Source organism: Stutzerimonas decontaminans (assembly GCF_000661915.1).
Taxonomy (GTDB): Bacteria; Pseudomonadota; Gammaproteobacteria; order Pseudomonadales; family Pseudomonadaceae; genus Stutzerimonas; species Stutzerimonas decontaminans.
This window is the reverse complement of sequence record NZ_CP007509.1, coordinates 637,352-650,011: the sequence shown is the minus strand read 5'-3', so window position 1 is coordinate 650,011 and position 12,660 is coordinate 637,352. Positions and strand designations below refer to the sequence as shown.

The window sequence follows — 12,660 nt, the reverse complement described above, 5'->3', positions numbered from 1 at the left end:
AGCGACGGGCGCGCGAAGAGTCACTGCCGCCCGCTATACTCGCGCGACTCAACCATTGCTTCGAGCCCGGGAGTATCTGGTGCGCGCCGTCCTTTTCGCCTTGCTCCTGAGTCTTTGCAGCCTGGGCTCCGCCCATGCCGAAACCGCCCTCCTGAGTGCCAGTGACAGTGGCCGTGGCCTGAACGCCCACGTCACGCTGCTGGCCGATCCCGGAGCCGAGCTGAACATCGACGACCTGCAACGCCCGGACGTAAAGGCGCGCTTCGTGCCAGCCGAAGGCAAGGCCAGTGTCGGACAGAGTCCGCACCCCTGGTGGATTCGCGTCAGCCTGCAACGGGAAAGCGACGCGCTGTTACAGTGGTGGCTGGAAGTGGGCTCGGTCACCCTGAAGGATCTGCGCATCTATCTGCCGGACGGAGACGGTGGCTGGACCGAGCGGCAATCTGGCGAGCTGGTCGGGTTCAACGAGGGCCGCGACCATCCCTATCGGCGCATGCTGTTCCGACTTCCGCAACTCGGTGACCAGCAGCCGCTGACCTTCTACCTGCGCAGCTACGACCCGGCCGGCAACTCCTTTCCGCTCAGGGCCTGGCAGCTCGATGCCCTGCAGGAACAGGCGGTGGGCGAAAACCTGTTTCTCGGCCTGATCTATGGCCTGATCCTGGCCATGCTGCTGTACAACCTGTTCATCTTCCTCAGCCTGCGCGACAACGCCTATTTCTGGTACGTAATGACCACCAGCGGCGCGCTGCTGATGATCCTGGGCATGACCGGACATGGCTTTCAGTACCTCTGGCCGAACGGGCCGGTGCCGTTCTGGCTTGATCGCATCAGCATCCCGGCGCTCTGGGGCTTCAGCGCCTGTCGCTTCACCCAGACCCTGCTGCAAACCCGCCGTTTCGTGCCCTGGGCTCATCGCCTGCTGACCTTCGCCTTGTGCCTCTATGTCACGGCCGTACTGCTCAACGCCTTCGGCCTGCGCGCGTTTGGCGCCTGGGTGTTCGCGCTGGCCCTGACCGCGATCCCAGCCTCGCTCTGGGCCTCGTTCCGTCGCTGGCGCCAGGGTTATTTCCCCGCCCTGCTCTACCTCTGCGGCTTTGGCGTGATTCTGGGCAGCGTCAACCTGCTGTTGCTGCGCGCCACCGGCGTGATTCAGCCCGCGGCCTGGAGCGGCTACGTCTTTCCACTGGCGGTGGCCGCCGAATCCATTCTGTTTTCCTTCGCACTGGCCTCGCGCATCCAGATACTCAAGCAGGAACGAGCGGCCGCGCTGGAGCACGCCGACCGGGAAAAGTCTGCGCGACTGAAGCAGGTCCAGGCCAGCGCCGAGCAGCTCAGCCTGGCAGTGGAAACGCGCACCGCCGAACTCGCCGAAGCCAACCGACATCTCAGCGAACGGGAAGTCGAGCTGAAGCAGGCCGCCTTCCACGACTCCCTCACCGAGCTGCCCAACCGGCGCTACCTCATCGAGCGAGTCGAGATGGCGCTGAGCGACGCACGGCGCCGCGGTGAATCCATAGCCCTTCTGCTCATCGATCTGGACCACTTCAAGCCTATCAACGATGGCCACGGCCACGACGCCGGCGACCTGTTGCTGTGTACGCTCGGCCAGCGCCTGCGCCGACTGGTACGTAGCAACGACATGGCCGCTCGGCTGGGTGGCGATGAATTCGCGGTGTTGCTGACCGGCCCGAACGTCGAGCGGGACGCCGCCGAGATCGCCGAGCGGCTGCTCGATGAGCTATCGAAGCCAGTGCCCTATGGGGAGGTGAGCCTGGCGGTGACCGTTAGCGTCGGCGCTGCGTTCTTTCCACGCCACGCCGATGAGTTCTCACAGCTCTACAAGGCTGCCGACGAGGCGCTTTACCGGGCCAAGCATCAAGGTCGCGGAAACTGGGTCCAGCAGGACGAGCAAGCGCTGCTCGCCGATCACCCGACGTAGCGGCGCGGCACTCGGCCGGTCACCTTGGTCAGCAGCTCGTAGCCGATGGTCCCGCAGGCCTGCGCTAGCTTGTCGATCGGCAGCTGCGCGCCCCACAGCTCCACCGCGTCACCGAGCTGCGCCTGTGGCAGGTCGGTCAGATCCACAGCCAGCATGTCCATCGACACCCGACCGGCCAGCGGCACACGCTGGCCACGGATAACCACCGAGGTCCCCGATGGTGCGGTGCGCGGGTAGCCATCGGCATAGCCGCAGCTGACGGTGCCAATTCGCGAAGCGCGCTGCGCGACCCAGCTGGCGCCGTAACCAACGCTTTCACCTTCGGGCACATCGCGCACCGCGATCAACGCACCGGTCAGCGTCATCACCGGACGCAACCCCAACTCCTGGGCGCTCAGTTCGGCGAAAGGCGTAGCGCCGTAAAGCATGATGCCGGGGCGAATCCATGCCATGTGCGCCTGCGGTAGCGTCAGCACCGCGGCGGAGTTGGCCAGCGAGCAATTGTCGAACTCCAATGTCAGCAGCTCGCTGTAGCGCTCAAGCTGAAGCTCCGTCAGCACATGACCGCGCTCGTCGGCGCAGGCGAAGTGACTGATCAGATTGAGTTCGCCAACCGGTGCCTGACCCTTGAGCCGCGCATGGCATTTGCGCAGGTCCTCGAGCGTAAAGCCGAGACGGTGCATGCCCGAATCCAGTTTCAGCCAGACATTCAACGGCCGTGGCAGATCGGCCGCTAGCAACCAGTCGGCCTGACGCTGATCCTGGATGGCGACATCCAGCCCCAGCTCGGCGGCGCGCAGATATTCGGCCGGCTCGAAACAGCCCTCCAGCAGCAGGATGCGTGCGTCAGGTGCGCTGAGGCGAACCTCCTCCGCTTCCTCCAGGCAGGCCACGGCAAAACCGTCGGCGATCTCCTGCAGCGCCGTCACCGCTTCGCGCGCGCCATGCCCGTAGGCGTTCGCCTTGACCACGGCAAACGCCTTGCGCTGCGGGGCGCATTGCTTGGCGAGGAGGTAGTTGTGACGAAGCGCGGTCAGATCGACCGTGGCAACCAGCGGGCGCATGTAACTCTTCCTGTACAACGGTGGGTGGGCGAAATCTTACTCCTGCCGGGCCAGTCGCGCAGGCCGAGATCGCGCCCTGGTTGGGCAGCGACAGCATGCTGCCCACCCTCGAACGCAACGGTGGTGTCCGCTGGATTACTCGTCGTCGAACTGGTAACTGCCCGGCGCCAGATTTTCGAAGCGCGAATAACGACCGAGGAACGCCAGACGGGTGGTGCCGATCGGACCGTTACGCTGCTTGCCGATGATGATTTCGGCGACGCCCTTGTATTCGGTTTCCGGGTGATAAACCTCGTCCCGGTAAACGAACATGATGATGTCGGCGTCCTGCTCGATTGCCCCCGATTCACGCAAGTCGGAGTTCACCGGGCGCTTGTTGGGTCGCTGTTCGAGCGAGCGGTTGAGCTGCGACAACGCGATCACCGGACAGTTGAATTCCTTGGCCAACCCCTTGAGCGAGCGAGAAATCTCGGAAATCTCGTTGGTCCGGTTGTCACCACTTGAGCCGGGGATCTGCATCAGCTGCAGGTAGTCGACCATGATCATGGCGATCTCGCCGTGCTCACGGGCCAGGCGTCGGGTCCGCGCGCGCATCTCCGACGGGCTGATGCCGGCAGTATCGTCGATGAACAGCTTGCGGTCGTTGAGCAGGTTTACTGCCGAGGTCAGCCGCGGCCAGTCGTCATCCTCGAGTTTACCGGCGCGGACCTTGGTCTGGTCGATGCGACCAAGCGAAGCGAGCATACGAATGACGATGGAGTCAGCCGGCATTTCCAGGGAGAACACCAGCACCGCCTTGTCGGTGCGCAGCACCGCATTCTCGACCAGGTTCATGGCGAAGGTCGTCTTACCCATGGACGGACGACCGGCGACGATGATCAGATCGGCCGGCTGCAACCCGTTGGTGGCGTCATCCAGATCGCTAAAGCCAGTGGACAGACCGGTGATGGCCTCACCCGCATTGAACAGTGTGTCGATGCGATCGATCGCTTTTACCAGAATGTCGTTGATGCCCACCGGGCCGCCAGTCTTGGGCCGCGCTTCAGCAATCTGGAAGATCAGACGCTCGGCTTCATCGAGAATCTCCTCGCCAGTGCGGCCTTGGGGCGCGTAGGCGCTGTCGGCGATCTCGTTGCTGATGCCGATCAGCTGACGCAGCGTGGCGCGCTCGCGGATGATCTGGGCATAGGCCTTGATGTTCGCCACCGAAGGCGTGTTCTTCGCCAGCTCGCCAAGATAGGCCAGGCCGCCAACCTGGGGCAGATGCCCCTCCTTATCCAGCTGCTCGGAGAGCGTGACCACGTCGAAGGGAGAGTTGCGCTCGGCGAGGGTGAAGATGGCGCGGAAGATGAGGCGATGATCGTGGCGATAGAAATCGCCGTCGGACACCTGGTCGAGCACGCGCTCCCAGGCATTGTTATCCAGCATCAGACCGCCGAGCACCGCCTGCTCTGCCTCGATGGAGTGCGGCGGAACCTTGAGCGCTGCGGTTTCCAGATCGTATTGCTGGGGAACACTGATGTCGTTCATGGCACTCGGAATTCGAAACTTCAGAAAAACAAAGGGCACGCTCCACTCGCGCGGAAACGTGCCCGATGTTACTCGTCAGGCACCAGCGGTGCCAGACGATGGCTTAGCCGGCTACGACGATCACTTTGACGGTCGCTTCGACGTCGGTGTGCAGGTGCACAGCTACGTCGTACTCACCAACCTGACGGATGGTGCCGTTCGGCAGACGGACTTCGCTCTTCGCCACTGCAACGCCAGAGGCGGTCAGTGCGTCGGCGATGTCGTGAGTGCCGATGGAACCGAACAGCTTGCCCTCATCGCCCGCGGTAGCGGTGATGGTGACTTCCAGCTCGGCCAGCTGAGCGGCACGAGTTTCGGCAGAAGCCTTACGCTCGGCAGCAGCCTTTTCCAGGTCAGCACGACGAGCTTCGAACTCGGCGATGTTGGCTGCGGTAGCAGCAGTAGCCTTGCGCTGCGGCAGCAGGTAGTTGCGACCGTAACCAGACTTGACGTTTACCTTGTCGCCCAGGTTGCCCAGGTTTGCGACTTTTTCCAGCAGGATGACTTCCATTTGAGTCTTACCTCTTAACTTTTAACCTTCACCGTTCGCAGGTCCCGCGCCGTTCTTACCGGCTGCGCGACCACGAAAATCAAACAGACTGTCGACAATGGCCAAAACGGCCAGTAACGGATAAATCAACTGCATGAACAGCACCAGCGTGACGTACAGCCCCACCAGCCAAAATCGCGGCAGACGCCCCTGAGCCACCAGCCCGTGCATCAGCGCGATACCGGCGAACACCAGCGGCACACTGCACAACGGCGTCAATACGGCCAGTTGCGCGCCCAGATTCGGCCCGAGAAGCATGCCGACCAACAGCAGCATCGCCGGCAGCGCTGGAAACCGCAGCGCACGAAACTCACCGCCGAAACCGCCTGGGTTGTACAACGCAGCCTGCCAGTAGCGGCCAAGCATCAAGCTCACCAGGGTGACGACCTGCAGCAGTGCGGCCAAAAGGCCAGTCAGCACGGGCGCCAACAAGGACTCCAAGCGTCCACGCTCTTCCACCGAAAGCTGCTGATAGGCACCCGACAACGCGTCAGGCAACACTTTCTGCAGTTCGCTGGCCAGCGCCGCTATGGGCTCGCCGAACACCGCACCGAGAGCCCAGACATACAGCAGTCCAAGGCCCACACTGCACAGCATCACCCGCACCCACGAAGCCTGACTGCGCAGCAGTAACGCCAGCCCCAGTGAACCCAGCAATACCAGCAGGGTTCGCGGATCGCCGAAGTACCACCAGGCCAAAGCCGGCAATACGGCCCAGACCAGCACACCCAGCGCATCATTGAGACCACGCCGCAGCAACACCAGGCAGCCCGCGGCAGCACTCAGCCAGAACAGCATGGGCAGCGCCGCGGCGCCAGCCACCACAAAGATGGCTTGCATACGGCCGCGCATGATGAACTCAGCCAGGGCGCGCATGCGATTTATCCTTTACTTCTGCCGACCAGCCGGATCAACGGCCGTGGCTGTCGGTGTAGGGCAGCAGGGCCAGGTAGCGGGCGCGCTTGATAGCGGTAGCCAGCTGACGCTGATAACGTGCCTTGGTTCCGGTGATACGGCTAGGAACGATCTTGCCGGTCTCGGAGATGTAGGCCTTAAGAGTGTTGAGATCCTTGTAATCGATCTCTTTCACGCCTTCGGCGGTGAAACGGCAGAACTTACGACGACGGAAAAAACGTGCCATGAAATAGGCTCCTCAATAGATCCGTGGATTACTCGTCAGCGTTGTTATCGCTGTCACTGTCGCTCTCATTGGAGCCATCAGTGTTGTCAGGGCGATCACGACGCTCGCGGCGCTCGCTACGGTTTTCCTCGGCCTTGAGCATTTCAGACTGCTCGGTCTCGGCTTCATCGCGACGAATGACCAGGTTACGAATGACGGCGTCGTTGTAGCGGAAGTTGTCTTCCAGCTCGGCCAGGGCCTTGCCACTGCACTCGACGTTCAGCATCACGTAGTGAGCTTTGTGCACGTTGTTGATGGCATAAGCCAGCTGACGACGGCCCCAGTCTTCCAGGCGGTGAACCTTGCCACCGTCTTCTTCGATCAGCTTGGTGTAACGCTCCACCATGCCGCCGACCTGCTCGCTCTGGTCCGGGTGAACCAGAAAGATGATTTCGTAATGACGCATAATTGCTCCTTACGGGTTGCAGCCTGCCGACAATGCGGTCAGGCAAGGAGTGAATGACTTGTTGTCTTGCTTGCAGAAAGGCGCGCAAACGCCTGCCATCCAGGCAAGGGGCGCCATTCTAGAGAAGGGCCGACAGCGGCGCAAGGCAAACTGGTGAATATTTAACCAGCGCGGTGACCGTCAGTTGCGCAGCGCCGCGCGCTCGACACGAATTCCTTCGAGCAGCTCGCGAACCTGGTGGATATCGTACGGCTTGAGCATGGTGTGCAGCCGATCGAGCCCGATGTCCGCGGCATTGACCGGATAGCCCGAGGCGATCACCAGTGACAGTTGCGGCTGGCGTGCCCCGGCCTCGCGCGCAAGATCAATTCCGCTCATGCCAGCCAGACCAACATCGGTCAGCAATACGTCGAAGGACTGCTGCTCCAGAAGATCCAGCGCCTCCTCGGCCGTCTCAATGGCGACGACCTGATGACCAAGCTCCATCACCACCTCGCCGGTCAGCATGCGCAGAGTTGGATCATCTTCGACGAAGAGGACCTTGAGACCGCCGTCATCCAGTGGCGATTCCGACTCAACGGGCGAAAGCGGCATGTCCGCCTGCCCCTGCATCGGATCGATCGGTCGCTCGCCGACCGCCTCCGACCGCTGCTCGCCCTCTACATGCCGTGGCAAGTGAACATGCACGGCGGTGCCTCCCTGCTCGCCGCTTTCCAGCGCGACGAAACCGCCGCTCTGCTTGACGAAGCCGTAGACCATACTCAAGCCGAGGCCGGAAGCGTTGCTATCCTGTTTGGTAGTGAAGAAAGGCTCGAATGCCCTGGCGCGAACATCCTCAGTCATGCCGCTGCCCTCATCAATCACGCTGAGCAGCACATAATCACCACCCTGGCCGACCGGAACGTCCGCGCCCAACAGGCGATTCTCCAGGCGCAGCACAACGCGACCGCCACCCGCCATCGCATCGCGCGCATTGGCGGCGAGGTTCAGCACCACACTTTGCAGGTTGCCGACATCAACGAACACCGGCCAGGGCTGCCCGAGCACCTGCAGCTCAAGCTGCACGGCTGAACCCAAAGCCCCGTTGAGCAGCTCATGCATCTGCTCGAGCAAATCCGGCAGATGCACCTGGCGTGGAAGCAATGGCTGACGACTCGCGAAAGCCAGCAGCTGCGAAGCCAAGCGAGCACCCTTCTCGACACCGCTGACCGCGGAATTCAGGCGCCGCGCAGCAGTTTCGTCACTCCCTAGACTGCGCCGCAATAATTGCAGGTTGCCGCCAATGATCTGCAGCATGTTGTTGAAATCGTGCGCGATTCCTCCGGTCAACTTGCCCACCGCTTCCAGACGCTGAGCCTGCAACAGCGCCTGCTCGGCCACCTGGCGTTCGGCCTCACTGCGCTGCAATGCCAGGGTGCGCTCTCGAACCAGCTCCTCCAGATGATCGCGATAGCGGCGCAGCTCCGTTTCGTTGCGCTGCAGCTCAGTCACGTCCTGCCCCTGAACGAAGATACCAATCACCTTTCCATCATTCTCAACGATGGGTTGCAGCACGAAGTCGAGGATCACCTCTTCGGGCTCCCGCCCCGGTTGCCGCTGAAGAAACAGCGACACACGCCTGCCGATATAGGGCTGGCCAGTCCGATAAACCTCGTCGAGCAGACCGATGAGGGCCTGCCCTTCGATCTCGGGCAAACCCTCGCGAATCGTCTTGCCCAGCAGCTGACGATGCCCGGTGACCTGCCGATAGGCATCGTTGACCAGCTCGTAGACGTGCCTCGGACCGCGCAGAAAACAGACGAATCCCGGCGCCTGGGCAAAAAGCCGGCGCAGCTGTTCGCCTTCGGACTGCATCAATTTCGCGCGAGACATTACATCCTGCTCCAGCTGCTGCGTGGGCTGCTGGCCAGTTGCGGCCTCGCGCAGGGAATCCTTCATCGCCTGCAGCTCGGTGATATCCGATGTGTGTTGCAGGATCGCCGCCACCTCACCCTGCTCATTCAGGACTGGCGTGTGCGTGGCACTCCAGTAGCGATCTTCGTAGACAGGTCCCTGCGGCGTTTGGCGTGCAATGGAATAGCGAATCACCGGCAACGTATCGACGGACTTGCGACTGAGCACACGCGCAAAGGAGTCGAGCAACTCCTGTACCCGAGTCGTCTCGGGACTCAACGGGTCAGCAGCGAACGCCTCGTGCAGACGCTGCCCCTGGATGTCCTCCAGCCTTCGACCGGTCAGGGTCAGGTACGCGGTATTGGCGTCCAGGATGACCAGATCGCGATCAAGCAGAACATAGGCGTTCGGGGACAACCGGAACAGGCTTTCGAAAGACGGGCGCTGCTGCATACAACCTCCATGGTACGAGCCTGACGCCGCGTAACGAACTCAGCAAGGCTCCGACAGCGTCTGGAGCGCTCAAGCGATATGACGGGAAGCCGCTATCCGGCGGACGGGCCTGGGACACCGATTGACCACGAAAAGGCCAATCGGTTTCAGACGAACAGCGTGATTACGCGGATCAGCCAGGGGCCTTGACGCCCCTGCGCTGGCGCAGCGCCTCGAACAGGCAAACGCCGGTGGCCACCGAGACATTAAGACTACTGACGCTCCCAGCCATCGGCAGGCGCACCAGATAATCGCAGTGCTCACGGGTCAAGCGCCGCATACCGCGCCCCTCTGCCCCCATGACAAGAACGATGGGGCCGGTGAGATCCTGATCGTACAGCGACTGCTCGGCTTCGCCGGCTGTACCGACAACCCACAAGCCGCGCTGCTGCAGCTTCTCCAGGGTACGCGCCAGATTGGTGACAGCGACCAAGGGAATCACCTCGGCCGCCCCGCATGCAACCTTCCTTACAGTGGCGTTAAGCGTGGCCGATTTATCCTTCGGCACAATCACCGCGAGCGCACCCGCGGCATCTGCGGTGCGCAGGCAGGCGCCGAGATTGTGCGGATCAGTCACCCCATCCAGCACCAGCAGCAGTGGCGGCCCTTCGGCGCGATCGAGTAGCTCCTCGAGCATCGCCTCGCCCCAGACCTGACTCGGACTGACATCGGCGACCACCCCCTGATGGACGCCTTCGACCCAGGCGTCCATCTCGCGGCGCTCGCATTGCCCGACACTCACTCGCGCCTGTGCAGCGAGCTCGATCAGCACCTGCACACGCGGATCGCCACGCCCCTCGGCCAGCCAGACCTGCTTGACCCGCTTCGGGTGATGACGCAGCAGCGCTTCCACGGCGTGCAAGCCGTAGATCTTCTCCAGCTGGCTCATGACTTGGCCTTGCGCTTTCTGGGACCACCGCTGGCGGCGGACGGCTTGTCACCCGACTTGGCAGCAGACTTGGGCTTCGCGGAGCCCGACCGGGACTTGCTACCGGTCGACTTCTCACCCTTGCCCTTGCGCCCTCCTTTGGCCTCCTCCAGCAGAGCCTTCTTCAGCTCGCGGCTCTTGCGTACGTCGGCATTACTAGGCTCGCGACCACGACCCTCACCATCACGCTGGCCTGGAGCGGATTTGGTACCACCTGCGGTCAGCTCGAAATCGATCTTGCGCTCATCCAGATCGACGCGCATGACGCGCACCTCGACGCTGTCACCGAGGCGGAAACTGCGGCCGCTGCGCTCGCCGGACAGGCGATGGTGCAATGGATCGAAGTGGTAGTAATCGCCCGGCATCGCCGTGACATGCACCAAGCCCTCGACATAGATGTCGGTCAGCTCGACGAACAGGCCGAACCCGGTCACCGCTGTGATAACTCCAGGGAAGGTCTCACCAACGCGATCTTTCATGAACTCGCATTTGAGCCAGTTCACCACGTCACGAGTTGCTTCATCGGCACGGCGCTCGGTCATCGAGCACTGCTCGCCCAGCTGCTCTAGCGCCGCTTCGTCGTACGGATAGATACGCGCCTTGGGCATGCTGGTCGCGCCCTCGCGGCGCACGTGCGGCGTATCGCGACGGGAACGAATGACACTGCGAATGGCGCGGTGCACCAGCAAATCCGGATAGCGCCGGATCGGCGAGGTGAAGTGCGCGTAGGCCTCGTAGTTCAGGCCGAAGTGACCATGATTCTCGGCGCTGTAAACCGCCTGGCTCAGCGAGCGCAGCATGACCGTCTGGATCACATGGAAATCCGGGCGACCCTGGATCTGCTCCAGCAGCGCCTGGTAATCCTTGGGCGTTGGACCCTCCTTTCCCTTGTGCAGCGAAAGGCCGAGCTCGCCGAGGAACGCGCGCAGCTTTTCTTGGCGCTCTAGTGGCGGAGCATCATGGACGCGATAGAGCGCGGGGATCTCATGCTTCTGCAGGAATGCCGCCGTGGCGACGTTGGCGCAGAGCATGCACTCCTCGATCAGCTTGTGCGCATCGTTGCGCTCGGTGGGCTTGATCTCGGCGATCTTGCGGTCAGCGCCGAAGACGATACGCGTTTCCTGCGTCTCGAAGTCGATCGCTCCACGAGTGTGACGGGCCTTGAGCAGCACCTTGTACAGCGAATAGAGCTGCTTAAGATGCGGCAACACCTCAGCGTACTCGCTGCTCAAGCGCTTGCCTTCGTCGGACTTGGGCTGCTCGAGCATGGCACTGACCTTGTTGTAGGTCAGCCGGGCGTGGGAGTGGATCACCGCCTCGTAAAACTGGTAGTCAGTCATCTTCCCCGATTTGCTCAGGGTGATCTCGCAAACCATGGCCAGACGATCGACCTGCGGATTCAACGAGCAGAGCCCGTTGGACAGCTGCTCGGGCAGCATCGGGACCACCCGCTCGGGGAAGTACACCGAATTGCCGCGAACCACGGCTTCCTTGTCGAGCGCCGAGTCGACCTTTACGTAGTGCGAAACGTCGGCGATGGCGACATACAGGCGGAAGCCCCCTGTCAGCAGCTTCCAGCCGCCAGGCTTCTCGCAGTACACGGCGTCATCGAAGTCACGCGCGTCCTCACCATCGATGGTCACGAAAGGCAGGTGGCGCAAGTCGACGCGCTTGTGCTTGTCCTTCTCATCCACCTCGGGCTTGAGCCGGGAAGCTTCCTTCAGCACCGCTTCCGGCCAGACATGCGGGATATCGAAGCTGCGCAACGCAACGTCGATCTCCATGCCCGGCGCCATGTAGTTGCCGATCACTTCAACGATGTCACCCTGCGGCTGGAAGCGCTGGGTCGGCCAGTGAGTGATCTTGACCTCGACGAACTGCCCCGGCTTGGCATCGAGAGCGCGGCCCGGCGTCACCAGCACTTCCTGCTGGATTTTCGGGTTGTCAGGAATGACAAAACCGACGTCGCTCTCGATGTGGTAGCGACCGACGATGCTCTCGTGGGCACGGCTGATCACTTCGACGATCGCGCCCTCACGACGCCCACGCCGATCGAGCCCGGCAACGCGCGCCAGACAGCGATCACCGTCGAACACCAGGCGCATCTGCGCTGGACTGAGAAACAGGTCATCGCTGCCATCATCTGGGATGAGAAATCCGAAACCGTCACGATGACCACTGACGCGGCCACAGACCAGGTCAAGCTTGTCCACCGGGGCATAGGTGCCGCGCCGGGTGTAGATCAGCTGGCCATCACGCTCCATCGCCCGCAGACGGCGACGCAGCGCTTCGATATCTTCTTCGGACACCAGTCCGAATTCTTCAACCAGCTCTTCGCGGGCCGCCGGGGAGCCGCGCTCACCGAGATGCTGGAGAATCAGCTCGCGACTGGGAATAGGGTTGTCGTACTTTTCCGCTTCACGAGCGGCCTCGGGATCGAGGGATTGCCAATCGGCCATTAAGAGATGTCACCTTTCATTCATTTATAGGGCCAGAACGCCCTTTTTCTATTGAAGCGCGAATCGCTCCCGGACGGCAGCTTTCGCGCGAATTATTTTTCGCCATCAGGGGTTTACAAGGCCATACCTCGGCCGTATAGTTCGCGCCCACAATGTCTGGCAGACGTTGTAACACGG

At 62.1% G+C, this 12,660-nt stretch carries 10 protein-coding genes; 1 reads left to right on the top strand and 9 read right to left on the bottom strand.

The features are described 5' to 3' along the window. The first annotated feature begins 79 nt into the window (after positions 1–79). The gene (locus UIB01_RS02935) at positions 80–1,942 is read left to right on the top strand and encodes a diguanylate cyclase (RefSeq protein WP_038656710.1); all 1,863 of its coding nucleotides are present in this window, start codon (positions 80–82) and stop codon (positions 1,940–1,942) included. Here UIB01_RS02935 and alr read toward each other — a convergent pair. From alr to rnr, 9 genes are all read right to left on the bottom strand, one after another. Continuing rightward, on the bottom strand, positions 1,930–3,006 hold the full coding sequence (gene alr / locus UIB01_RS02930; RefSeq protein WP_038656708.1) for an alanine racemase: 1,077 nt from the start codon (positions 3,004–3,006) through the stop codon (positions 1,930–1,932). The two genes, UIB01_RS02935 and alr, sit on opposite strands and share 13 nt — an antisense overlap. A 135-nt stretch (positions 3,007–3,141) precedes the next feature. Beyond that, positions 3,142–4,536: a replicative DNA helicase gene (gene dnaB, locus UIB01_RS02925; RefSeq protein WP_038656706.1), complete on the bottom strand. Its 1,395-nt coding sequence runs from the start codon at positions 4,534–4,536 to the stop codon at positions 3,142–3,144. A 103-nt stretch (positions 4,537–4,639) separates the two neighbouring features. Next, the gene (rplI, locus tag UIB01_RS02920; RefSeq protein ID WP_038656704.1) at positions 4,640–5,086 is read right to left on the bottom strand and encodes a 50S ribosomal protein L9; all 447 of its coding nucleotides are present in this window, start codon (positions 5,084–5,086) and stop codon (positions 4,640–4,642) included. 21 nt (positions 5,087–5,107) lie between these two features. Continuing rightward, positions 5,108–6,001 (bottom strand): YybS family protein, encoded by an 894-nt coding sequence (locus UIB01_RS02915; protein WP_038656703.1) that lies wholly within the window; start codon positions 5,999–6,001, stop codon positions 5,108–5,110. A gap of 34 nt (positions 6,002–6,035) precedes the next feature. Further along, positions 6,036–6,266 carry a 30S ribosomal protein S18 gene (gene rpsR / locus UIB01_RS02910; protein ID WP_003283112.1) on the bottom strand — a complete coding sequence of 77 codons (231 nt, stop codon included), beginning with the start codon at positions 6,264–6,266 and terminating at the stop codon, positions 6,036–6,038. 28 nt (positions 6,267–6,294) lie between these two features. Beyond that, a complete protein-coding gene (gene rpsF, locus UIB01_RS02905) occupies positions 6,295–6,711 on the bottom strand; it encodes a 30S ribosomal protein S6 (RefSeq protein ID WP_038656701.1) in 417 nt (138 codons plus the stop codon). Between the two features lie 180 nt (positions 6,712–6,891). Further along, a complete protein-coding gene (locus UIB01_RS02900; RefSeq protein WP_038656699.1) occupies positions 6,892–9,057 on the bottom strand; it encodes a PAS domain-containing protein in 2,166 nt (721 codons plus the stop codon). 172 nt (positions 9,058–9,229) lie between these two features. Beyond that, positions 9,230–9,985, bottom strand: coding sequence for a 23S rRNA (guanosine(2251)-2'-O)-methyltransferase RlmB (gene rlmB, locus UIB01_RS02895; protein WP_038656697.1), 756 nt, complete (start codon positions 9,983–9,985; stop codon positions 9,230–9,232). Next, entirely contained in the window at positions 9,982–12,483 is a 2,502-nt protein-coding gene (gene rnr / locus UIB01_RS02890) for a ribonuclease R (protein ID WP_038656695.1), read from the bottom strand. Before rnr ends, rlmB begins: the two co-directional genes overlap by 4 nt. Positions 12,484–12,660 lie beyond the last annotated feature (177 nt).

Bases quoted from the DNA above. Each gene is read 5' to 3' on its own strand.
- dnaB (WP_038656706.1), bottom strand. From the start codon at position 4,536: ATGAACGACATCAGTGTTCCCCAGCAATACGATCTGGAAACCGCAGCG.
- UIB01_RS02900 (WP_038656699.1), bottom strand. From the start codon at position 9,057: ATGCAGCAGCGCCCGTCTTTCGAAAGCCTGTTCCGGTTGTCCCCGAAC.
- rlmB (WP_038656697.1), bottom strand. From the start codon at position 9,985: ATGAGCCAGCTGGAGAAGATCTACGGCTTGCACGCCGTGGAAGCGCTG.
- rpsR (WP_003283112.1), bottom strand. From the start codon at position 6,266: ATGGCACGTTTTTTCCGTCGTCGTAAGTTCTGCCGTTTCACCGCCGAA.
- rpsF (WP_038656701.1), bottom strand. From the start codon at position 6,711: ATGCGTCATTACGAAATCATCTTTCTGGTTCACCCGGACCAGAGCGAG.
- UIB01_RS02915 (WP_038656703.1), bottom strand. From the start codon at position 6,001: ATGCGCGCCCTGGCTGAGTTCATCATGCGCGGCCGTATGCAAGCCATC.
- rnr (WP_038656695.1), bottom strand. From the start codon at position 12,483: ATGGCCGATTGGCAATCCCTCGATCCCGAGGCCGCTCGTGAAGCGGAA.
- rplI (WP_038656704.1), bottom strand. From the start codon at position 5,086: ATGGAAGTCATCCTGCTGGAAAAAGTCGCAAACCTGGGCAACCTGGGC.
- alr (WP_038656708.1), bottom strand. From the start codon at position 3,006: ATGCGCCCGCTGGTTGCCACGGTCGATCTGACCGCGCTTCGTCACAAC.